We start from the raw sequence: 23,593 nt of genomic DNA, 5'->3' as shown, positions 1-23,593 counted from the left end.
TCTTTCTTACAACTCCGTGAAAAATGTAAAAATCACCCGATTGGGCTATTGCGTAATAGAGCTAACCTATGGAGAAACATTACAGTTGGACCAACATGCTGAATAATACCACTTTAGTTTTCACCTAAAAAAAGAAACCTTTCTTCTAATTCATTGTTAGTCACACAATAAACTAGAAGAAAGGTTTTGGGTTGTATATAAAGGATGGTTAATTACTTGTTACGGAACCAAATGACGACGGGGATGAGTAGCAGTGACAAAAAGGCTCCAATCAATGAAAGGACGGTAAAACTGGATTGTGCCACGACCATGCCTGATAATGCTCCCCCGGATGCTCCTGATAATGCAATCAAAACATCCACTGTTCCTTGCGTCTTCGCACGGACATGGGATGGGGCTGCATCGACAATGGCTGCAGTCCCGCTAATCAAACCAAAGTTCCAGCCTAGGCCCAGAAGAGCCAAAGCAAGAGTGAGCAATACCATGGAATCACCAGGTGCAAAAGCAGCGAGCACACCTGACAACAACAAGGTGAAGCCTGAAACATAGGCCATCCTAATATAACCGAATCGATCAACCAGGACCCCTGTTATTACCGATGGTAAATACATCGAAGCCACATGAATCCCGACAGACGAATCAGTTCAATCTTCGACGATGAATGATGCAATTGTCCTTCTGAAGTCGTATTGCCTTCCGTCTCCATAGACAATTCCGCTACAGGAATTCGACTTTGATCCCTTTGATCCAACAAGAATACCAAAGTCATTAAATAGCAAGCTGCTGCTGAAGACATAAGAAGTTGTTTGGGATCAGCCCTTTCTCCCCTACATAATTTGATAATAGCGGTTCCCTAACATGAAATTTCTTCATTGAGTTATTTCATGTGTTGATGAAACTAAACCGACATAGCGGGATTGCAATGTCGGTTTATAAAGTAAATTTTGTAGTATTAGCGTGATCCTTTAGAGTAGTAGAAACTTCTCTCTATAAAGTACTATAAATACGAATTTCCGGATCAGACTGGAGCAGTTCCTTCAGCCCAACAACAACATCATTTGTGAAAAGAGTACTTTCCAGGTATGCTTTAGCTTTAGCTTCACTGCTAAAGCCATGCAGGACTTGAACATCTTCATCACGAACTAACAATTAGACCTTTGCCACGATTTCGAACCTTCATGAGTTAATGTATGAACTGCCCAAAATCAAACGTTCAATCAATCAATTGAATTATAGTTCACAGTGATCCTTTCGTCAAGATAATCCCTATCGCTGGTCCTTGATTACATGATAGAACATGATACAATTTTATTAATCAATTGAATCAATTCAATTATAGAAGTTAATGATTGAAGATAAACACCTTAATGTGAAGAATAACGACATAGAATAGAGGTTGATCATGATGGAAGAACCATTGGCTTCAGCAAAGGTATTGAAAGAGGATCTGTATAGACAACTTGCACGAATCGGTAAAAGTTTGTCGAGTGACAAACGACTTGAAATACTGAATGTGTTGGCTCAAAGCCCTAAGTCTGTCGAAAAATTGGCAGAATGTACAGGTATGAATATGGCCAACGTATCCCGTCATCTTCAAATTTTGCTTGATGCCAAGCTTGTAAAGTTCACCAAGAAAGGAACCTATGCCATTTACTCTCTAGCAGATCCTGAAATTATTGATTTCATGTCTTCCCTTTGGCGAATAAGTGAAAAGCAACTTCCGGATATTTCAAAATTAAAAGACGATTTTATAAACAACCTTGATGGGGTCCAAACACTCACCATGGATGAAGTTATGGAGAAAGTGAATCGTGAATCCATTGTTTTGGTCGATCTGCGTCCAAAAGAAGAATTCGAAATGGGACATATCCCCGGAGCCATTTCAATGCCTATGGATCAGCTCGATAGCATGATGCGAGAACTCCCGAAGGACGCTGAGGTCATTGCTTACTGTCAGGGTCCGGTTTGCGCGTATTCGGCACTGGCTGTTCAAAAATTGCAACAAGAAGGCTTTAAAGCTTATCGCATGGATGAAGGAATCAATGAATGGCAAGGTCATTTTCTGATCCATTAAGTCAGCTCTTGTTCTTATGCAAAAGATCTCATCCAGTATCTGGATAGAGGTCTTTTGTCATTTAACGAATTCAATTTGTGTGCCATAAGCAATTTTTTATTCTCGGTCCGATACAAAATATCGAGGCTCATGCCCGGTTAATCGCCTAGCTAAATCACCTGTCTCACTTTATGGGGTCACTTTATTCATGATCTCAATGAATACGTGGTTTTTTTAATCCGTTTTATGGGACTAACGTTGTCAAGTAGTTTGAGACAAGCGCATCATAATATCCAATTTCACCTGAAGTTCTGGATAACAATTGAGCCCCTTGTACAAAGGCAATAAGTGTCCGTGCTTGCTCCAAAGTAGCGTTGGAAAACGAAAACTCTCCATCTGATTTTCCTTGGTCCAGTACATGCTGAACCCAAGTGATATTAGCTTCGAAAAATCGGTTTATTTCATCCCGAATTTCAACGGGAAAGGAATTCAGCTCAGCAGCCATCATAGAACACAAACAAAGTTTGGTGTTGTTTTCCAGCGTTTCACGATACAGCCCAAAGAAAGATTTTAACTTTTGAAGTTCACTCGAAGGTTGATCGCTAATTTTTTGAAGCCGGTCTGTGAAATCTTGGCGGTATCGAATCAGAATAGCCTGGACTAGGTCTTGTTTAGAGGGAAAATGGTAATGAATGCTCGCTTTACGAATGCCGATCGCTTCTGCTATGTCTGCATAGCTAAACCCATTATACCCTCGCGCTTGAACCAAAGTAAGCCCGGTATCCATGATGTCTTGCACTGTGTTTTTCTTTGGATTCATAAATGTAAACTGCTCTCCTTCCTGTCCACTCGGAATATCTACTAATAGGTAGAAATCGTTTATTTCACAAATGCAATGATCTGGTTAACCGCTCTTTCAGCCGAAAGTAGTGCTCCTTCCAAATGACCGCCGAACTCTGAACTAGTCTCGGTTCCTGCAAAAATGATTTTTTGTTCCCAATCACCCACTACTGGTATTGCTCCGTATTCAGGGAAACTTGAACGCTGCATAAGATCATCTGAGACTGTTGTTTCTTGTTCAGTTGACCAATCCTGCAATAGAATTTCCCGTACTTCTCTTGCCTCGGGCCCAAAAAGTCTAACTAATTGATCGATGACCAACTTGGAGATTCGCGTTTCACCTATCTCTTGGCGGGTAGTTGCTGGCATTCCAAAAAAACCGAATAAGGCACCTGAACCTGTACCAGGAGATGCATCATGTATTTCTTGTAATGGGCCGACCCAACTTGAAGCCATTCCTGAGTGTCCCGTTTCTCTCCAAAATGGTCGATCATAAACGGCTACCGCTTTTGCTTGGGCTGCCATCCAAGTAGGTTTGTTCATCAAATCACTTACCGTTTGCCTAGACAAGGCAGGAGAAAAATGAATGTGTTTTACAATAAGTCTGGGTGGCAATGCAAGAATCACATAATTTGTTGTGTACTCCTTGGTATGCCTTTCCGAATCTTCGGCTCTGATCGAGATGACTTTATCTTCGCTTAGATCGATTCCTTTGACATGCACTCCTAATTCAATTTTATTAGAGGGCAACGTATCAACTAATGAACGAATTAAAGCTTGCGCGCCTCCGGTAAAACGAAGGGATCTTTCTATGGCGTGTTCAGGTAAGACATGTCGTTCAGGTGCTCTACCTTCATAGCGCTCGAACAACATAGCACCTTCAGTATATTGCTCAAACGTTTCAAGACGAAGTTCTTGAACAAGCTCGGAAATCGATTTTTCATAACGCGGCCAATACCAAGTAGGTCCAAGATCAAATTTTCCCGATTCCGGCATGGTTGAGCTCTCAATTGATAAAATTCGTCCCCCCACTCTGTTCCTTGCTTCTAAAATTCGATAATCAATTCCTTCTGCCTGGAGCAGCGTTGCGGCGCGAATTCCGGCTAAACCTGCGCCTACAATGATTACTGGATTATTCATTTCTTCAATCTCCTTTGATATGCAAGACAAACAATCACACAAGGCACTGCGAGTGCAGTACCATCTTCCGATCGCTGTTATCCCCAGATTTTTTAAATTCCCTTTTTCAAAGGGAAAATCCGGTGATAAATGCGACCGCTTCGCTTCTTCAGATTGGTTCTGCCTCTCCGTTAACGTGTGTATCTTTTTTGCGGTTTATATATTTTTTTATTGGTCAAGCTTCTCTTGAGTCCCAAACCATTCACTCTGAGCAGGAACCGTGCCAACCATGAGGTACAGATGTCGGAACCCTCTTTTTAATAATATTCGTGCAGCTTTCCTGCCCTTGAAAGATGTATCGGTCAAAATCACAACCCGATCCTCTGTGGTAAGCTCCTTCTCCCAAACGAAGGATAGTCGACCTATTGGAATGTTAATCGATGTGGGTACGGATGACTTGTTAAAATCGGAAGCATCTCGAACATCAAGTAATTTGGCATAGGGAAATGGATGAATTTGGCTTTGATTTATCGATAAAATCGTTACGTTTCGCATATAACGGAAATGCTGAAAAATCCCGATTGCGATGATAAAGAATAGTGCAACTGTGATCACCATGTAACTTTCCTAAGCGACGTATTCTTTACTCCCTTAACATTGGATACGTATATTGAATGTCGATACACCTCTAAGCACCTCTCGCTTTATTTTTGAATTATTCAATTGAATGGTTGAATTTTAGGATGGATTTGTCTTATTGTCAATATGGAGTCATGAATGGTAGAACCCCAACCGATTCGATTGGAGTTCTCAACCATGCACATTATAAAATTAACGAAGACGTGCCGTAACACCGCCGTCCAAAGGCATAATTACACCAGTGATCCAAGAAGCCGAGTCGCTGGCCAAAAACAGGATGGCTTCTGCAACGTCCTTCGTTGTACCGTTACGTCCAATAGGGTGGAAAGCATTAAAGGTTGGCAGTACTTCTGCTACTTGTTCTTCACTCATAAATGTATTATAGATTGGAGTTTCGACGACGGCGGGTGCTACTGCATTCACTCGAATGTTGTCGCCTGCCAATTCTACAGCCAAATTTCTAGTCAAAGCATGTCTACCTGCCATAGCAGCCGAATATGCGGCCGATGGCGTCGATTCTACCGCTTGAATAGCCCACATTGAACCGGTATTCACAATCGCTCCCCCACCTCTTTTTTTCATTTCCGGAATTACTGCTTGCGAAGGATAAAATGTACCTTTAACAATCGTATCTAGATACGATTGCAGATCATCCGCAGTGTGATCCAGGAAAGGAGTCGGGTTAAATTTGCCAGTGTTGTTTACGAGTATATCTATTCCACCAAAAGCCTCCACAGCGACTTGAACGAGATTTTTCGATGTTTCTGGCAAACTGACGTCGCCCGCTACGATAATGACTTTCTTGCCGGAAGGATCAATCTCCCGAGCAGTCTCTTTTAAAACATCTTCCCGACGGCCATTAATGACTACATTTGCGCCTTCTTTAAAGAAGCGTTGTGCTGTGGCCTTTCCAATTCCTGTTCCGCCACCCGTTACAATTACTGTTTTGTTTTCAAATTTCATGATACCATCTCCTATTTCAATTTTACCTACTAGAAGGTAGTTATAAGGCAAATGTAATGGCTTCATTATATGGTTTAACGATAATCGGCAACATTTTTTTAGCGTTGTTACCGATTATCCGATCACTTAATCCATAAGTTTAACCATTTTTGCTTCGAGAACATCACGTGGATGAATGCCTACCATTGCATCGAGTGGTTTACCATCTTGGAACAAAAGTAATGCTGGGATACTCCGGATTCCAAAACGTGAGGCCAACTCCGGCTGTTCGTCTACATTCACCGTTGCAATCGTCGCTTTCCCCTTCATATCGTCGGCCAATTGGTGGACAATCGGCAGTTGGACTTGACAAGGACCACACCATGGTGCCCAAAAATCAACCAGAGTAATTCCAGACTGAATTTGATGATTAAACGTCTCATTTGTTAATGCAGTTGCACTCATAAGGACAACCTCCTATATATATTCAATCAAATGATATTATATTCAATTGATTAATTGAATTATAGAATTGAATAATACGACTGTCAAGCAGATATTCATGGTATTTCATTAGGGTATCAAATGGGTGTCCAACCTATATTAATCTTTGTTATTCAACCATACTTAAGACTGCCCGAAATCGTGTTTTGGCTGACATCATTTTTTCATAGGCTTCGCTTGCACGTTCTAGAGGGAAAACTTCAATAATCGGACGAACATCTGTCAATACGCTAAATCGGACTGCAGCTTCAATTTCCTTGGCATGCCCAGTAAATGATCCCTTCACGGTATGAGGACCCATCAAGAAATCCATAGCCGATAACTCTAAACAGTCCCTGGATCCAGCTACAATAATAAGTTCGCCGCCCGTGTCTAGGCCATGAACTAGAGAAGAAATCACGCTAGCATTGGGTGCCGTGGCAAGAATAACTTTAGCTCCACCGAGTGCTCTCAGAGCTGTGGCGGGATCTTCTTTTTCCGAATCGATGTAAATATGTGCCCCAAGTCCTCTTGCGAGATGCTCTTTATCCCCTCCTCGGGATATGGCAACGGTTCGATAACCAGCTTTCTTGGCGTATTGGACGGCAAGATGACCTAATCCGCCGATGCCTGAAATAGCGACTACATCACCTGGGCGTGCCGAACTATTTCGTAACGCACTAAATGTCGTTTCACCGGCACACATTAACGGAGCTGCTTCTTCAGAAGTAATTTCCTCGGGAATAAGAATCAGAGCATCTTCATAAGCGACCATGTACTCCGCGTAACCACCATCCATGGTCAACCCCGTTATATGATTGTGTCCGCTATGATACCCCAGTCCGACTCGTTGACCCACTTTCCATTTGGTTGATCCCTCACCTAGTTGTTCTACCAATCCGATTACTTCATGTCCTGGCACTCTCGGGTATTCCGGGGCACCACCCTTTATCGTGCCTGAATCTCCATTACATACTCCACAAGCTTGAACTCGAAGAAGTACTTGTCCTTTAGCAGGAACAGATACGGGGATTTTGACGAATTGCATCGCTTCACCTTTGGCAGGAACTTGAATGGCTTTCATATGAGTCATTTTGTTTCCTCCTTTACATTCAATGTATGAGTTTACGTTAGTATAAACAAATCAATAAATCTATTCAATTGAAAAGTTGAATATAGCTAGGGTGACACCCAACTATTGATCAGCATCAATGACTGTTACTGTGGGGAAAATTGAATATGGTTGTTGGGGCTGCTTTTCAGCTGAGTTCAATCGCATATTCCGAGTACTGAATCCATGTTATTAACCATCTATTAGCGCAACCAAGATGCCTTTTGAAAAAGCGATCGGGATTTGGATATCAGCGCCTACTTGACGTTACATAACAGTTACATGAGTGGCAGGAATATACGGATCAGCTATGGTGTGAATGATCAAAAAGCAGCGCTTTCCGCCTAAACGGAAATCCGCTGCTTCACTGTTATTTATGTCATTTTGGGTTAATGTAAAAGCATTATATAAGTTGAACCGATGATTTTTACACGGAGTCACTACGTGGTCAGAACCTTCTTCCGATCACTGTTATCCCCAGGTTTTTTTGATCCCCTGTTTTTCAAAGGGAAAATCCGGTGATAAATGCGACCGCTTCGCTTCTCCAGATTCTTTCTGCCCTCTCCGTTAATCGTGTAAATGTCTAGTTCAACCTATATAGCTTTAAAAGTCCATGCCATGTTATATATGCTATATTACATGTCATTAATTCAAGCTAGCAGTAGCATCTTGCACCGTGATCCTTAATTTTGCTTTGTATCCAGCCGTATCAAGCTTCCACCCCGGTTCACCGAAGTATGGCGTACCGTCCGGCTTCCATAAGAGCTGCTGAACTCGGGCGTGTCGGTTCGGATCATACAAGGGCTCTCCCGAAATCTCCTTATAGGGGCGGGCATGGTAAACAAAAAGGAGCTTTGAGCCGTCTTCGGACATCGTAAAGCTGTTATGCCCCGGTCCATATTGAGAATTAGACTCGCTGCTTGAGAACACCGGTTCTTTCGATTTGGTCCATGAAGACGGATCAAGCAGATCACTCGTTTCATCCGCCGTGAGAAGCCCCATGCAATAACGATCATCAGTCCCGCTGGCCGAGTAGGCCATGAAAACACGCCCGTTCTTGACCAGAACTGCCGGCCCTTCGTTCACGCGGTGCAGCTGAATCTCCCAATCATATTCCGGTGAAGAGATTTTTACAGGCTCGGTCGAAATGGACCATGGCGTATCCATCCGAGCGATATAAAGGCAAGATTCCTCAACAATCTGAGCCCAAACCAAATAACGCTGCCCCCGATGTTCGAACGTGGTGGCATCGAGTGAGAAGCTTTCAACCGGCAGCTTGATTCGCCCCTTTTCAATCCATCTTGTCGTAAGTGGATCGTTGTCCTCACATTCCAGGACATAAGGACGGATTGCCCACTTGTCTTCTGCCGTTCCGGCTGCGAAGTAGATGTACCACTTTCCATCAATATGATGAAGCTCTGGTGCCCAAATATGGCTGCCCATCTCCCCCTCTTCATGTTTCGTCCAGACGACCATCTCCTCGGCATCGGAAAGGCCGCTGATGGTCCGGGATCTCCGCAGCACGATGCGATCGTACTCTGGCACAGAACCCGTAAAATAGTAGTATCCGTCCGTATGCTTAAGCACATGAGGATCGGCGCGATTCAGCACAAGCGGATTCGGATACTCGTCATCTTTAACGGTTCCTTCAACGGTAACCGTACCTGACTGCTCAAGCAGAACGGGCGGGATGCTTTCCCACACCACCGGCAATGTCGTATTTATGCCATTCTCCAATTCGGCCTCGACGAATCTCGGTAGCTGCAGCGGCTCACCTATGGCCAAACGGATCGAATGCTCGCGAATGTCTTTTATTTTCATCATCGTTATGTCCCTCCCTAAAGTTGAACGATCTTGATCACTTGTTAACCTATCAAGCCCTTGAGCGATATATGCCAATCTCTTATGAACATGGAAATCCAGCATCCTCCACATAACCTATAATAAAACTACATCAGTAGTCTAGATCAGAACTAAAGGTTTTACCTTGCAAATTTAAGTTCATTATAATGAGCTCCAACGATTCTTTATTTGTTATAATCTAAACACAATTACTCCCAAAATATAAAGTTCACTTCTCCCAATAGGGGTTCTCAATCTTCTTTATGGGAGTAGTAAGTCGTAAGGTACCAGCTCAACATGCCTCGTAAGCCCCTCGTCCTCTCCCTATCTAATTTTAAAGCATCTTAATCGGATGAGCTTGAATGCCTTGTCATTAGCATCTCTTGAGCTTTTTGCGGATCGTTCATAAGTAGAGTACGATACTCCAGCATCTTGTTAAGGGTGTCCAGCATTCGGTCCCTTGAGCTCTATTCCTAATTAATCCCCTTAAGTCGCGACCTTATTGTCAAAATACCCGCTATGAGGTACATAAAAGAAGTAACTCCAAACAATTTAAAAATACTCGGGGTCATCGTCATATATAGGCTGATAGGAAGCGACCACAAAAATGCAATAAACATAAGTGATGACTTATGGATAACGGATGCTAACAACGCTACACAAGCTGGAACGAAAAGCGAAAATAGTGTGCTTATTATAACATCGTTCTCAGCACGTTCATGCGTGTAAGGATTTAATAAAGCTAATATAATCCATAGAATCATGGTGCAAGTTGAAGATATGACTCCAATACGTTGTGCTATTCTCATTTCCATCCCTCCGTTGTTATACAGGCTAAAAGAATCAGCGATAAAGTTCTCTCCTTTACAAAAAAGACACCCCAAGCTAGATTGTTGGAATGTCAACGCGATCAGAACAAATTCTGTTTAATATTCCCCTTTGTTCGCTTGCTGATCTAGATGCATCCGAATGGGCCTCTTTCCTTATAACGAGAGCAGGATGTTGGGCAGAAATGTAAACAGGGTAATGAGGGCAACACTTGTTGCCGTATTCGTCTTTTCGAAGGCATACACTCCCAGTGAGAAGGCCGTAAGGCCAATCCCGATCATGGAGATGAGCTGACCAAACCATACAACCAGAAACTTACCAAAGGATTTTTGAACCGTATGTTCGATTGCTGCTGCTCCTTTCTCTTCTAGGCTTGATGTGGGAAATATAAACGGGTGATGTAGGTGAAGCTTCCTTGTTCCGCTCCCAGAACACGTTCCGTGATATGAGCGAAAGCTTCCACCTTTTTCCGGAGCTCCTCTTCCTTCCATTGAAAAATGCCCTGATCCAGTAAAAATTGTGAGGATACCAGCAAAAATTCAATAGCTTCCTTGGGATTAGGTGTGTGAAACACTCCTTCCTGAATACCCTGCTCGACCACTTCAGCCAAGATGGGGCTTAATCGGAGAACCGTCTCAACAAGACTTTTTTGATGCATTTCCACATTTTGCACATGGTGCAATTGCTCAATCAGCCCGAGCTTTTTTTCGTCAGGCTGATTTTGTGCCATAATAATGCGAAAAATTTTGTCATGGGCGTTCAGGTTCGGATCAGATACTACACGTTTGGCTGATGCCTCCCCGTTCAGAATAAAACGCATGACGATGGCATTCATAACCTCTTCCTTGGACTGGAAATAATAATAAAAGGTGCCCTTGGCAATGTTGCAAGCCTGGAGAATATCCATGACAGTCGCTTTGGTGTACCCTTTTGTCACGAACAGAATCTCGGCCGCATCCAGTATTTCATTTCTGCGTTCTTCCGGATTTTTAATCAATCTCATATTCTGTCCTCCGATCCATTCGACCGACTGTCGGTCTATTCTAGTCGTGAAGTTCTTGAATTAGAACCCCATTTCAGCTAACCATTGTGACAGATGACCTTCCCTGTTTTTCAGATCCTGACGTTCTCTTGCATATTTGCCGATATGTTTATCTGCGACCAGTTTGCCGTCCATCATGAACAGAACTCGTTCTGACCTGGCAGCGACCCTGACATCATGCGTTACAAGCAGAATGGTAGTACCTGCGGCATTGATGTCGCCAAGAATATCCATGATCTCGTGTGTAGACTTGGAATTCAGTGCCCCTGTCGGCTCATCTCCAAACAAAATATCCGGATTATTGATAAGCGCCCGGCAAATGGCAATCCGCTGCAGCTGCCCTCCCGAGGCTTGCGTGATGTTGTGATGAGCCAGCCCGTCAATTCCCATCTTTTTCATGAGTGACAGCGCCCTTGCATTAATGGCATCCCTGCTGCTGTTCTTGGCAAGATACGCGGAAAGTACGATGTTATCCAGCAAGTTCAGATTCTTGAGCAAATGAATGTTCTGAAAGATAAACCCCATCTTGGTCAAGCGCAAACTTGCGAGGTCGCTCTCCTGGAATGCGGATATTTTTTTGCCGTTAAAGTAGACACTGCCGGCACTGACCTGATCCATGCCGCTGATGTTGTACAATAACGTAGACTTGCCTGAGCCGGACGGGCCCATAATGGATACGAACTCTCCTTTTTTTAATTGGAGATTAATATCTTTCAAAATGCTATGCTCTTCATTCTCACCGATTGCTACGGATTTATTCACGTCTTTGGCTTCTAGTATCGTTGTCATCGTTGTTCCTCCCTATTCCACGATCATTTTGGATATGCTGGCTTCCTTGATCGACTGGATGCTGATCCAAGCCGTCAGTACGATGGTTCCTGCAAGCAACAACGGACACAGAATATACGCCTGTATCGGGTCAATAACGAAGACAATACTGGAAGCGCCAAATGTGGACATAATACTGCTGACAAGCAGTGGTCCGAGCGTATTTGACAGTACTGTTCCGGCAGCAACTCCGAAAGTCAATATGATAAGTGACATGACTACATACTTCAGCTTAATCTTGGACAAGGCAAAACCGAGACTTCTTAGCACAGCAATATCGTTATTATCCTTGGCTACCAACATTTGAAGAAACAACGAGGTGATTAATATCGATATGAACACCCCGATGGCCAAGGCCAGCATGGTGACCAGCTTTAATTGCTGAATGGTTCCCCCGAGCGTCTGATCCAGATACCCTTGAAGATCCGTCACTTTTGCTGGAGAGAAGGATGTTTCAAATTCGGCAATTTTGGCAGCCATCTGACTGCGATCTTTCAGATCAAGGCTGACCACATACCACAGCACACTATCCTTGTTGTATGGCAGCAGAGCTTTCGCCGTTTTTCCGCCATTCGTTACATCCTGATAGATGCCGCTGACCGTCATGACCTGGTCTTTGCCATTAACCAGCAAGGTAAGCTGTTCTCCCGTCTTCAGCCCAAGCTCGCTGCTGTTCGCATCGGACAATGCAATTTCGTTCTCGGTCGTTGGCGCATTACCGCTGACATAAGACAATGGGAAAATGCTGAAGTCCCCGGTTTCCACGCTCAGATTATCATAACTGCCCTCTGCATTCCGAACTTTGAACTGGCTTGTTACCAGCGGGGAATACGTTTTGATGTCGGGGTCGGTCTTGATCCGGGAAATCAGATTTTCATAGCGCTGCTCAACATCGTCAGTATGCCTCAAGTCAATGCGAATATCGCTTTGTCCTACACCCATATAGGAAATAAAGCTTGGTGCCTGCAAAGTGTTAAGGAAATTAATCGGCACGATCATGATGAACGAACTGACGACAAACACGAATAATAACAAACGGAACATCTTGATTCGCTGTACGACTTCTTTCAGTCCCAGAAAGATCGGCACGGAAGACCAGCGATTGCGAGACAGACTGAGACGATTGCGAACGATCTGTGTATCTCCCAGACTTCCCGTCCGAAGCGCCTCCACGGCAGAGATGGACCGAAACCGCCGCAGCACCGTCCGGCAGAACAGAACGACCATGGCAAATATCAATCCGGCAGCCAATAAAGGCACGGCAAAATGCAGCAGGGTTGCAGGTGCTTTGCCCATATACAACAAAATATTTGAGACAAAAAGTCTGTTAACGCCTAGTGATGCAACGTAACCCAGCAGGGAAGCGAACCCGGCCATAAATACATACTTCATGAGATACAGTTTCTTAATGTCTTTCTCTGCGATCCCGATGGCTTTCATGACACTGATCTCCCGGTAATCCTCTTCGATCGTAGCCAGCATCGTGAACCGGATACAGAGCATGGCGATCAGAATCAGCACAAGGCTGACCAAAATAATAACGGCTGCTATTACGCCATCAGTCATGGCATTCAGTAACTGAAACAGTCCATAAGTCACAACCGGACCGGCATTGGGAAGTCCGGCGTTCTGATAGGCTTGTGTGAACTCTCCTGTCTTTCCGGGATCGGTCAATCGAAACTCGATGAGATACTCCATCTCTCCGACACCCTGCTTCAGTTCCATCAGGTTGTCCGGGCTCACCACGAAACGTTTGGAGTGTACAACTGACGGGTTCATCTGGGCATCCCGGACAAAATCGACAATGGTATACGAACGCTCAAATGGTCCATTATCGATTCGTATCTGGTCCCCCACGCTTAATTGATTCTGCTGCATGTAATATACGGGGACAGCAATCTCGCCATCCTTAACCTGTATAATTTCACTGTTCAAATTCAGTAAGTAGTCGAAATCCTGATTCTGAGCAACAAAATCGATGTCCATGACGCTATTTTTTTCAGATTCTGCTCCGAGAAACAGATTGGCGCCATCAATATTGACCATCTCTACAATCTGATGCTGCGCGACCATGGGTTGATCCTCGGCCCATGTGTTTACTTTGGTCTGATCCAGCTCTCCGGCATGCATTTGCACAAAGTGTGGTGTCTTGGATTCAGAGAACAAATATTGAATGGAACTCGTCAGCTCCATAATCATCCGTGACCCCGAAGATACCAGCAAGGCTGCCAGCAGTACAAAAATAAACAACGCAGCCGTGATTCCTTTCTTTCTGGAAATATCATTTCTCAGCATTCGTAGCAGCATAAACAAACATGGCTCCTCTCATCTACAAATTCCTGCCCCATTCCCGACATGTAGATATCCACATTATATAATCGCTTTTACATTTGTCAATTAGTACATATTTTTCTAATTTGTCGAAATATTTGTCATTTTCATTCTCATATATGCAAAAAGTAAATCCATATAGTTCTATCAATCTTCAAAAAAATTGTACTTCGACCCTGAATTTACATTATTCGTCATAGATCAAAAAAAGTATGAATACATTCATCCATGCCCCAACGTAAATCGTCAGACCCTTTCTTTACCACAGGGACTCTACTTTTGGATGTGTCACTTGGATGTATATATGTATATGCAAGTTCAATGGATTGATTTTAGAATGGGCGACCTTCCATTTTCATCTTTATGTATATAAACCGGGAATTCTGAAGTGAATTTTGTAATAAAATAGTATTAAAAATTCCCTTGCTGAATCCGATATAATATAAGTCTTTTATACTATATTAAGGGGATATTTATGAAAACACGTAAACTGGCTGCAGCATCCATTCTTTCAACGACTCTTTTGCTGGGAGTTTTAGCATCCCCAATTGCAGCGTCTTCATCATCCCTCACGGATATTCCAAACAATTATGCCAAAAACGCCATCATCGAATTGGCAGACGCAGGGATAATGAACGGGACCGGCAATGGAAAATTCAATCCATCCGGCAACATCACAAGACAAGATTTTGCAATCGTATTATCCAAAGCATTAAATCTTGATTTAAGTATAGCCTCAGCAAAATCATCGACCTTCTCAGATGTACCAGCAAGCTCCTATGCATTTGCTGCCGTTGAAGCAGCGTATAAAGCAGGATTAATTCAAGGTGTCGGCAACGGAAAATTTGCTGGTACCGAACCACTCACGCGCGAACAGATGGCAGTCATTTTTGTGAATGCTTTAAACGTTGATACAACCGGCAAGGGTTCCAAACTTGAATTTTCCGATTCCTCATTTATTTCAGACTGGGCTAAAGAATATGTGGCAGTTGCCATCGAAATGAAATTAATGGAAGGAAACAAAGATGGGAGTTTTAATCCTTCAGGAAGTGCAAAGCGCCAGGATGTAGCTTTGGTTACTTCTAAATTTCTCACGAAAAAAACCGAGTTAGATCAAGAACAAGCAGAAGAAGCAACGACCAAACCTGAGCCGGAACAAAAGCCAGAGCAGGAGCCTGTGAAAGATCCCGTCAAGCCTGTACAGCAACAACCATCGACGCCTGTATCAAGCTCAACTCCTGAGCCAGCTTCTCCATCGGTGCCTGATCGTGACCCATCGCCAACACCATCTCCCGCACCAACTCCAAATCCAGAGCCAAATCCGAATCCAAATCCAAATCCAGAACCACCAATTAATGCGGCTCCTGTAGCTAAAGATTTACGTTTTATGTTTGAAGAGGAAACCGAAAAGTTGGTTGTTGGTCAAAAGGTCACTATCGGCTTTACCTACGATGATGCAGAAGATGACCAACAACAATCTGTGAATTATGCTTGGTATCGCTCAGCGAATAGTGAGGGAAGGGAAAAAGTATTAATTCCTGATGCCAATAGTAGTTCCTACACTTTTACTTCAGATGATGTTGATCATTATATCAGCGTTGAGGTAACACCGATTGCTGCTACAGGAACCACGACCGGGGTAACAAGTTATAAGGTTTTAGAACAAGTCGTAATGGAGCCACCGACTGAAGAAGCGCCTCTCACAGTGGACGCAAGCAAATTTTCAGTCATTGATAATTACTCGAATGAGGTTGACCGAATCATCGGGCAGGCATCTGCAGTAAGCCGTGCAAATGCATGGGTGTATATCTACCCATGGGATGACAAAAATGGAAATAATGTTGTTGACGACGGTGAATTGGGATCAGGATATTTCAAGGGAACAAGTCAAAGCGACGGCTCATTAACTGGCGATCTCGGATACCTTGAACCGGGTGACTATACATTTGTAATAACTGCAATGGATCCTGGAACACAATACGAGTCTGCAAAGAGTGCCGAAAATGCATTTAAATTTACTTTGACTAAAGGCGTACAGACTCCTACGATTGGCAGCGACCTTTTTCTTTTTGGAAATTATGAGTCACGAGCAGTGTTCAACTCAGGGGATAGCGATGTAAACCTGGACTTCTATTACCAAACTAATGATGATTTCAACAATGGTACTTTAGAAGTAACTGTTGATGGAATTACGTTTGCAGAAGGTGATGAATACTCTATAAGTAACGAAACTCTTAATGGGGTTCCCATGATCACTCGGATAACTCCCCAGCAAATCAGTGATGACGGCAAAACACTTACTATATCCGGAATAAACGGTAAATACACTGTGGTGTCCTTCTATTTGAATAATAAGGATATACCAGAGCAAGGCAGCTACAATATAACTGTTAAAGCAGACGCTGACGGAACAGAATCCAGCAAATCTCCAGCTCCAGACCAATACATTACATTCGTTTCAGAACCAATTTTTGAATATTAAAATCCTGTTAGCCACCTCTTTGGGTCGTATGAACGATCATAGAGGTGGCTCTTTTTTGTTATGGAACTTTAAGATGCTGCTTACCTTTAGCCCGTTCCTACTGCTACCGATTATTTTAGTGTAATGTCCAAAGAAATAATGAACTCCCCTGTTCTTGTCTTACGAAAAAACGCACACTGCAAAAGTGTGCGCTTGCATTTCCACCCTATGATCCCATCGGGTTCCGTTCAATATAGACGTGATATCGTTCGTGAAACACATTCGCCAGCGGAATGAACAACAAATCCTTCAAAGTGTATCGGAAAGCAAACCCATGCTGCCCAGTCTCCTTGGTGAAACTTCTCATCAGGTCATCTTCGTGCAATTGAAGCTGCAAATAGTCATTTGCATCAGAGAGCGCAGCCAAAATGTACGGTCCATACGCAAGAGATGCCAGTTCTTCCCGATCCGGCGCCGTTTCCAGGCGGAGCCTGCAGTCGAAAAAGAGCTTGATCTCGTCTCCATCCTGCCAATCCCGACTGATGCAGATATATCCTGTAGGGTCATCCGCCATGTCGGCAGGCTTGCCGTTGATCTCCATGCGGCATTCCGGTCCGGCCCAGTATGGACGGCGAATCATCAATGCAAATTCCCCCGTTCCCTCCATCCGCAGCGCCGCTTTTCCGGGATCTTGCGGCTCCACGTCCAGCGTCAGCTTCATCTGCCGTTCCCGCCAATGGAGGGTTGAAGGAACCAGCAGGTTCACATACAGCGCAGATTTATCGTAATGATAAATAGCTTCCGCATATTTAAAATGATTCTCCAAGCCCGTGCCATGGCAGCAAGTATTCCCCGTCACGTCAAAAGACTTTGTCCCGCCGGGTGCCAGCGGCATGAAATACGTGCTGCCTCCCGTCGGCTGATGATCGCAGGAGGCCAAAATGTGATTAAACATCGTACGCTCGTAATAATCCATATATTCCGCTGCCGGATGATACGCAAACAATTCCTTCGTCAGTTTCAGCATATTGTACGAGGCGCAGGTTTCTGCGGTTTTTTCGCTGAGAAATTCTCCAATTTTGCCTGGCTGCCGGAACATTTCGCCTTCTCCCGTGCCGCCAATCGAATAGATATGCGCACCCGTAACGGCCTGCCAAAAAAAGCGGGACATGTCGTAATACGCCTTCTCCCCGGTTGCCTGGAATAATTTCAGGGCGCCGATCACCTGGGGGATATGCTGGTTGGCGTGGAGGCCGCCGAGGGCATCTATACCCGCGCGCAGCGGAACAAACAAGCGGTCGTTGTCAAACAGGTTCGCCGCCGCCAGATGTTCAGACTTGCGCGTGATGGAGTACAGCTCGGCAAGCGATTCGTTCATCCCGCCGAATTCGCCGGCGATGTACATGCCCCACATCGTTTTGAGCACGCGGTTTGGAAGCCGGTTCAAACGGCGGTATACCCAATCGCCAAGCTGATCGGCGATCTTCAGCGCCGTATGGATTCCCAAAAGGCGATAACAATCGAGCAATCCGGCAAAAATTTTGTGCAGGGTATAGTAAGGAGCCCATATTTCCGGATACCGGGTAAACTTCTCCAACAGGTCAAACTGCTCCTCGGAGTAACCGCTAAGGAAGCCGGCATCAAATCCGGGCTGACCTGCCAAAGCATGCTGGCACTCTTCCAGCGAAGCGATCATATACTCCGCCTTCCGCTTGATGTCCTCATCTCCCGAAGCTGCGTAGCACAACGCCAGCGCAGACAGATAATGTCCGGTCGTATGTCCCCTCAGCAAGCACCCTGGCGAATCCCAACCGGTCATTTCCAGAGCATCGCGCGTATCCAGTCCGGCAGCGGCTCGGAAATTATACAGCATCTGATCGTCATTCACCTTTTTCAAGAAGGCAAGGCTCCTGTCCTGAGCCGCTTTAAAGGCGGTTCCTTCCTTCAGCGCCACCGCGACAGCGGGAAAGCCATGCACGGCAGGAGTTGTGTCCATCGTTTCCCGACCCTGCCCGGCTGCCGCCCAAACCTCGGTGCTTACCGGAATTGGCCGTGTCTTTAAGGACACCTTTAACCATGATGGGACCGGGCTCATCCATCGTATATTCCTCTCCCGGTTCCCAATCCACGGCATGGGAAATGATCTCCCCCTCGGCCGTTTCGACCACGGCCACCGCCGGCAAATAAAATGGTTTCCCCACATCCACTTTCAGGCGTATCGGATAAATCCGAGACACGCGAATTCGATTCTCTTCCTCCAAAATGGTCACGTTGTAGACCTTTTCCTTGCTGCAGCCGCCGTATCGAAACGTTGCCCGCAGCGGAACCGTGCGTGTGCCAATGCCATATTTCGGCCGGTTTACCGTGCCGTCGTCTCGGAGAAAACGAGAGTCCCCAGATGTCCAGCTGATTTTTGAACCGTATTTCCCTTCCCGGGGCAAGCGGAGATCAAATTCCACCGTGGCCAGATTGCCCAAATACAGCGCCTCCATATCCTGAATTACGATGCGTTCCTCCTCTTTAACCGAACCCATATCATGCCCCCCTATTCGCTTGTGGTACGTCCGACCGTTAACCTGGAGATGGGACGGACGTTCCGATCACCTTCCACTGTTGAATGCCTGTGGATGTCGTTTCCTTGGCCTTCATGGTAAGGCGGATTTTCGTCGTCGTCACCAGATCGAAGGAGGTCACGTTATACTGATCCGGAAGCACGCCATATGCAGAAGGATCAGGCACCTCCACCCAATCGGTTCCCGTCCAATACTGGATGTAAAACGATGCCGGCAGATCAATCCCATCATTATCGTCAAACCAGTAAACCTCGCTTGAGGAGAGGGTGAACGGTCGGTCGAAGTCATACTGCACCCACTGCTCGCTCCCGCGGGTATCCCAGTTTCCGTAGACCGGATGTCCCCTGTCCGCCGAGCTTGTTGGCTCGTATTCGTCATTCAGCCCCGCCAGGCTTTCCCAAGGCGAGACGTAGGAGGCTGAGACGGTTCCTTCGATCGCCACGTTCGGATTTGCGGGATCCGGCTGTTCAACAACCGGCGGCGATGGTTTATCCGCGGCTAGAGCGGCGATCTCTTCCCCAACCAGCGCACGCGAATAGAGCTTGATTTCATCGAGGCTTCCGGCAAAATAATGTCCGTCCGTCCCGGACTTTCCGATATACTTGTTCACTCCGTTCAGCAGGGAACGAATACGTCCTGGATTCACTTCCGAGGTCCTGGCCTGTTCTACCCCATCCAGGTACAGAACTGCCGTGTTTCCGGATAGGGTGACCGCCGCATGATGCCATTGTCCGGATGTCAAGCCGCTGCCGACAACGCTCACGGCTCCTGTCCCTTGCGGGCCCGGTGCTGTGAAGCGTAACGTTCCGCCGGCTTCGATGGATAGGTCCGTCGACGTGCCTGCGGCTGGACCAAATTCGAAAATGCGCGCGCTGGCTGTGTTGATATCCGAATTGTCAGAGGATGCACCGTCCGGACTCGGACCCCCGTTAACGTTTACCCAGGCGGAGAATGTAAAGTCCCGGGTTCCTTTCAGCATCGTATCCGGTAGCTTCATGTAGCTTGACGAGCCGTTCAGGCCCAACCCTCCGCCTCTTGCGCCGTCCGTGCGCGAAGCATGGTAAACGGCGGCATCATGGCCCGCACCGGAATAATCAAGGGCGATACCGGAATCCCCGGCCTCTTCTTCATCAAACAAGTAATTCCCTGCCAGCTCTCCCTGACCGACGTTTAACGTGAATTCCTTTTGCACCGGGGTGTTCTTTTCGTCATAATCCCGAAGCTGTACCGTAAATCTGTAGCTGCCCTTGGCTTTGCCGGATACCTTGCCGGCGATCGTACCTGTAAAGCGGTCCAGCGTCAGCCCCTCCGGCAGTGATCCCTCTGTGATATTCCAATCATAGAAAGGAACTCCGCCTTCGGCCTGCAGCTTCAGTTCATATTGCTGTCCTGTCTTTGCATTGGGAACCGGAACGTTTTTAATCGACGGGCTAAGAAAAGGTGTCAGGGAACGATTCAATTTCCAGCCCGCTTGTTCCGCAATCAACAGCGTCAGTTTGGTCAGCATCCAGCGCTTGTTGTGAAAGAGATGAGTACGGCCGCCGTTCTGGCCGCTGATCCGGTCCCAGTATTGCGGTTCCCCGGGAATATGATAGGTGTCATCCAGCGGGACCGGAACCCCTTGGTAGGCAACGATATTATCCGCCGTTCCTCCGCTGCGCTTATAAGCAGCCATGCCTCTCCAACTATGGGAAAACGCAAGCGCATGCCCGAATTCGTGCATGATGAGTCCATACACGTCCGTAGATGTGTCGGACATCTCCGTCAGGTACCACTGCTCATCATCCAGCGAGGTAAACGGCGTTGCGGTATCGTAAAAGTCCAAAATGGTGAGAAGCGACCGGTGAATTCGGTCAGGGACCGTCACGCCGTTGCGTTTATGATATTTCCCGTTGTCGGACGCTCCGCCGGTCGAATAAGGGCCGTTGAGCCCTCTCAGATAGATCCACATCCCGTTGTAAGGCTCATCATTGGTCACGGAGTCATGACCGTCAAAGTTATCCTTTGGCAGCCGGGTGACTTCCGAATTCGCCGGGACGGTATCGAAGGGCTCCATATCAAAGAAGTAGAACCAATCCTTGATCGCCTGTTCGCTGGCCTCTCGGATCGCGGGATCGCTGAAATAGGGCTGGATCGTATCGTATCTGTAATCAAATTTCAGCGGCAGGCTCGGCTCTCTGGCATCATCCTGGTCCCATACGCGAATCGGCGTGGTTTGTTGTCGGACTATGCCATTGGCATCCGTGACCGCGAGCTCCAGCGTGTAATGTTCGATCTCCCCATTGCCTCCGATTCGGTCAGGATGGATTTCGAGCAGAAAGGGCTTGCTTTCGCCGGCATTTTGGAACGTTAACGTCTTTGCCGCCCCGGTTGCGCTCAGCGTGCTCGGACGGTCCATCATCAGGCGGGAAGTGCCTTTGGCTTTAATATCGATCGTCAACGGATAGGCGGCGTCCTCGGGCGGAACCACGTTCAGTTTCACGTAAGGATTGGCGATGTATCCCTGCCAATCTACCAGCTCAACGCCGTAATCGTTAAGCGTTCTGCCAAAAATGTCAATGATCTTCGCCTCTTCGCCGGTGGATTCCGCCTCCGCCGGCTCGGCCGCGGCCGGGAATGCACATAAGGACACCAGCAGCGAAAAGCTAAGTACCATGGATAACCACCTTTTCATACTCACGCCTCCTTATTCCATGTCTTATATAATCGGTCTCTGGCGCCCGAAATACCTGAATGAAATTGGATCAAAGCAGCGGCGCGAATCCGGCGAACATGCTCCATCGCTTCAAGCAGGTTACGTTCCCGGTCCTTCCCCGGTGCTCCGGCATCGCGGCAAATGGCGGCCGCCGCGACTCTTCCCTGGGCCATAGCCACCTGAGCGCTTTCGATACCCGTTATGTTTCCGGCGACGTACAAACCCTCGACCGGCGTCTGCATATCCTCATTGTGCAGCGGAACATGACCACCGAGTTCCTCTGCATACACCAATGGACATCCGGCCACCGCGGCCAATTCGGCGAGCGGGGATAAACCTCCGGCAAGAGCCACAAAATCGACGTTTTCCTCACGTTCGCTGCCCGGAATGATTTCGCCTGTCCCGGTTACATCCGCCAGCGTCACGGATTCCACATGATGTTCGCCATTGATCGAAATCGCGGAAGTCCGCAGCCGTAAAGGGATATCCCATATTTTCAGCCCGCGCCGCGGAAAAAAGCGGGATATTGCACCAGCCATCCCCAGGCTGGCGCCCAGCTTTCCCCCGATCCTCATCAGCGGAGACGGGGCCAAATGAGCAAGGCCCAGCAGACGTTTCACTGCTTCTTTAGGCACATCTTCCTTGCTGAATACGGAATTTCGTTCTGGCAGCACGATTCCGGCAAGCGAAATTCCGCTGACGGACAGCTCGCGGGCAATCGCCATGGCGAGCACATTCACGCCGATGATCAGCCCGCGACGGCCCGGCTTCACAAAGTGCACATTGGTCATTACCTGGGCGGCTCCGATCGACATGACCCCTGGCAGCGTCCAGCCCGGCGTCGGCTGGGGAATTTCGGCGGCGCCGGTGGCGAGGAGAATCCTTGCAGCCGTGAACGACGCGCCTCCGGCTCTCACGACCCAGCAACGTTCATGCCGAAACATGCCGTGAACGGAAACGCCGCAGCGGATATCCACTCCCAGCACGCGGCATTGTTCGATCAACTGCTCCGCAGCCTGCCTTCCAACCCACCACTTCCCCTTTTCCTCGTGGAACTGTCCCAGCATGCGTCCGCCCGGCTGCGGGAATTCATCCAGCACAGCTACGCTCAAGCCATGCCCGGCCGCCACTGCGGCGGCCGATAAGCCTGCCGGGCCGGCTCCGACAATCAACAGATCGAATGACGACGCCGGGGTCATGGCAGCTTCCTCCCCGTAATTTCATTAGACAGCTGACGCCCTTCGGAAATGCGCATCCCCTCTTCAAGCGGGGTTAGACAGGAGCGCACCTGCCCCTTGCCTTCCACGGTCAGCCGGCATTCCATGCAGTGGCCGATGGCGCAATACAGGCCGCGGACCGCACCGGACTCCTCATGCCTGCGCAGCCTGCGAATCCCCGAGGCCAGCAGGGCAGCCGTAATCGGCTCGCCCTGAAGTCCGGTCAGCGTCCTGCCGCCAAACGTAAAGCTGACCGGTTCCCTGCCTCTTTCCCATCGGCCCAATATCGGATGATTCGTAATCCGTTCCATCACAATTCACCATTGGCCAACTGGCCGAAGGTCACGGGCCGCACCGGAGGTCGGTGGGACAGGAGCTCCGGGTCTCGGGGTGACTCCGGATTTTGGGCATGCACCCAGGTCTCGAGGAGATGTCTGCATACCCTGCCCTGACAAGCTCCCATGGCGGCCCGCGTTTTCATTTTTAGCTGCCTCGAAGTATGGCATCCTGACCCGTAGGCAGTCTCCAATTGAGCGAGGGTTACTTCTTCGCATCGGCAAATGATCATGGAAGGGCGTTTCATAGGAAA

Annotated in this window: 18 protein-coding genes and 2 pseudogenes; 2 read left to right on the top strand and 18 right to left on the bottom strand. The window is 47.1% G+C overall.

The window, feature by feature from the left end:
• Positions 1–212: 212 nt before the first annotated feature.
• Positions 213–649 (bottom strand): annotated as a pseudogene (locus L6H98_RS02415) (MFS transporter); the annotation flags it as partial.
• Positions 650–700: 51 nt separating this feature from the next.
• Positions 701–769: pseudogene (locus L6H98_RS31335) on the bottom strand (hypothetical protein); the annotation flags it as partial.
• A 636-nt stretch (positions 770–1,405) separates the two neighbouring features.
• On the opposite strand from L6H98_RS31335, the gene L6H98_RS02410 reads away from it, so the two are divergent.
• Positions 1,406–2,074 (top strand): metalloregulator ArsR/SmtB family transcription factor, encoded by a 669-nt coding sequence (locus L6H98_RS02410; RefSeq protein WP_236412956.1) that lies wholly within the window; start codon positions 1,406–1,408, stop codon positions 2,072–2,074.
• 223 nt (positions 2,075–2,297) lie between these two features.
• Here the strand turns inward: L6H98_RS02410 and L6H98_RS02405 are convergent, their stop codons facing one another.
• From L6H98_RS02405 to L6H98_RS02360, 10 genes are all read right to left on the bottom strand, one after another.
• Positions 2,298–2,873, bottom strand: a complete 576-nt coding sequence (locus tag L6H98_RS02405; RefSeq protein ID WP_236412590.1) for a TetR/AcrR family transcriptional regulator — start codon at positions 2,871–2,873, stop codon at positions 2,298–2,300.
• A 59-nt stretch (positions 2,874–2,932) separates the two neighbouring features.
• Positions 2,933–4,033: an FAD-dependent oxidoreductase gene (locus L6H98_RS02400; RefSeq protein WP_236412589.1), complete on the bottom strand. Its 1,101-nt coding sequence runs from the start codon at positions 4,031–4,033 to the stop codon at positions 2,933–2,935.
• A 207-nt stretch (positions 4,034–4,240) separates the two neighbouring features.
• Positions 4,241–4,630 (bottom strand): rhodanese-like domain-containing protein, encoded by a 390-nt coding sequence (locus L6H98_RS02395; protein WP_236412588.1) that lies wholly within the window; start codon positions 4,628–4,630, stop codon positions 4,241–4,243.
• A 213-nt stretch (positions 4,631–4,843) separates the two neighbouring features.
• Complete coding sequence (locus tag L6H98_RS02390) at positions 4,844–5,614, bottom strand: glucose 1-dehydrogenase (protein WP_236412587.1); 771 nt, start codon at positions 5,612–5,614, stop codon at positions 4,844–4,846.
• Positions 5,615–5,740: 126 nt separating this feature from the next.
• A complete protein-coding gene (gene trxA, locus L6H98_RS02385) occupies positions 5,741–6,058 on the bottom strand; it encodes a thioredoxin (RefSeq protein ID WP_236412586.1) in 318 nt (105 codons plus the stop codon).
• A 148-nt stretch (positions 6,059–6,206) separates the two neighbouring features.
• Positions 6,207–7,169, bottom strand: a complete 963-nt coding sequence (locus tag L6H98_RS02380; protein ID WP_236412585.1) for a zinc-binding dehydrogenase — start codon at positions 7,167–7,169, stop codon at positions 6,207–6,209.
• Between the two features lie 663 nt (positions 7,170–7,832).
• Entirely contained in the window at positions 7,833–9,011 is a 1,179-nt protein-coding gene (locus L6H98_RS02375; RefSeq protein ID WP_356722649.1) for a family 43 glycosylhydrolase, read from the bottom strand.
• 1,213 nt (positions 9,012–10,224) lie between these two features.
• Complete coding sequence (locus L6H98_RS02370) at positions 10,225–10,860, bottom strand: TetR/AcrR family transcriptional regulator (RefSeq protein ID WP_236412584.1); 636 nt, start codon at positions 10,858–10,860, stop codon at positions 10,225–10,227.
• Between the two features lie 60 nt (positions 10,861–10,920).
• Positions 10,921–11,688, bottom strand: coding sequence for an ABC transporter ATP-binding protein (locus L6H98_RS02365; protein WP_236412582.1), 768 nt, complete (start codon positions 11,686–11,688; stop codon positions 10,921–10,923).
• 12 nt (positions 11,689–11,700) lie between these two features.
• Positions 11,701–14,034, bottom strand: a complete 2,334-nt coding sequence (locus L6H98_RS02360; protein WP_236412580.1) for an ABC transporter permease — start codon at positions 14,032–14,034, stop codon at positions 11,701–11,703.
• 499 nt (positions 14,035–14,533) lie between these two features.
• Here L6H98_RS02360 and L6H98_RS31230 point away from each other — a divergent pair, with 499 nt between their 5' ends.
• Entirely contained in the window at positions 14,534–16,540 is a 2,007-nt protein-coding gene (locus tag L6H98_RS31230) for an S-layer homology domain-containing protein (RefSeq protein WP_290371406.1), read from the top strand.
• 205 nt (positions 16,541–16,745) lie between these two features.
• Here L6H98_RS31230 and L6H98_RS02345 read toward each other — a convergent pair whose 3' ends face one another.
• Genes L6H98_RS02345 through L6H98_RS02320 form a run of 6 tightly spaced genes read right to left on the bottom strand, consistent with a single transcriptional unit; the run spans position 16,746 to position 23,587 of the window.
• Positions 16,746–18,515, bottom strand: a complete 1,770-nt coding sequence (locus L6H98_RS02345) for a beta-L-arabinofuranosidase domain-containing protein (protein ID WP_236412578.1) — start codon at positions 18,513–18,515, stop codon at positions 16,746–16,748.
• The gene (locus L6H98_RS02340; RefSeq protein WP_236412576.1) at positions 18,445–19,053 is read right to left on the bottom strand and encodes an immunoglobulin-like domain-containing protein; all 609 of its coding nucleotides are present in this window, start codon (positions 19,051–19,053) and stop codon (positions 18,445–18,447) included. Before L6H98_RS02340 ends, L6H98_RS02345 begins: the two co-directional genes overlap by 71 nt.
• 37 nt (positions 19,054–19,090) lie before the next feature.
• Positions 19,091–21,766 carry a LamG-like jellyroll fold domain-containing protein gene (locus L6H98_RS02335; protein WP_236412575.1) on the bottom strand — a complete coding sequence of 892 codons (2,676 nt, stop codon included), beginning with the start codon at positions 21,764–21,766 and terminating at the stop codon, positions 19,091–19,093.
• A 2-nt stretch (positions 21,767–21,768) separates the two neighbouring features.
• Complete coding sequence (locus L6H98_RS02330) at positions 21,769–22,986, bottom strand: FAD-dependent oxidoreductase (protein WP_236412574.1); 1,218 nt, start codon at positions 22,984–22,986, stop codon at positions 21,769–21,771.
• The gene (locus L6H98_RS02325; RefSeq protein ID WP_236412954.1) at positions 22,983–23,321 is read right to left on the bottom strand and encodes a (2Fe-2S)-binding protein; all 339 of its coding nucleotides are present in this window, start codon (positions 23,319–23,321) and stop codon (positions 22,983–22,985) included. Before L6H98_RS02325 ends, L6H98_RS02330 begins: the two co-directional genes overlap by 4 nt.
• A complete protein-coding gene (locus L6H98_RS02320; RefSeq protein ID WP_236412573.1) occupies positions 23,315–23,587 on the bottom strand; it encodes a (2Fe-2S)-binding protein in 273 nt (90 codons plus the stop codon). Before L6H98_RS02320 ends, L6H98_RS02325 begins: the two co-directional genes overlap by 7 nt.
• Between the last annotated feature and the right edge of the window lie 6 nt (positions 23,588–23,593).

It is taken from the genome of Paenibacillus sp. JJ-223, assembly GCF_927798175.1.
Taxonomy (GTDB): domain Bacteria; phylum Bacillota; class Bacilli; order Paenibacillales; family Paenibacillaceae; genus Paenibacillus; species Paenibacillus hubeiensis.
The sequence above is the reverse complement of the archived record's forward strand: the minus strand, read 5'-3'. Positions and strand labels throughout refer to the sequence as shown.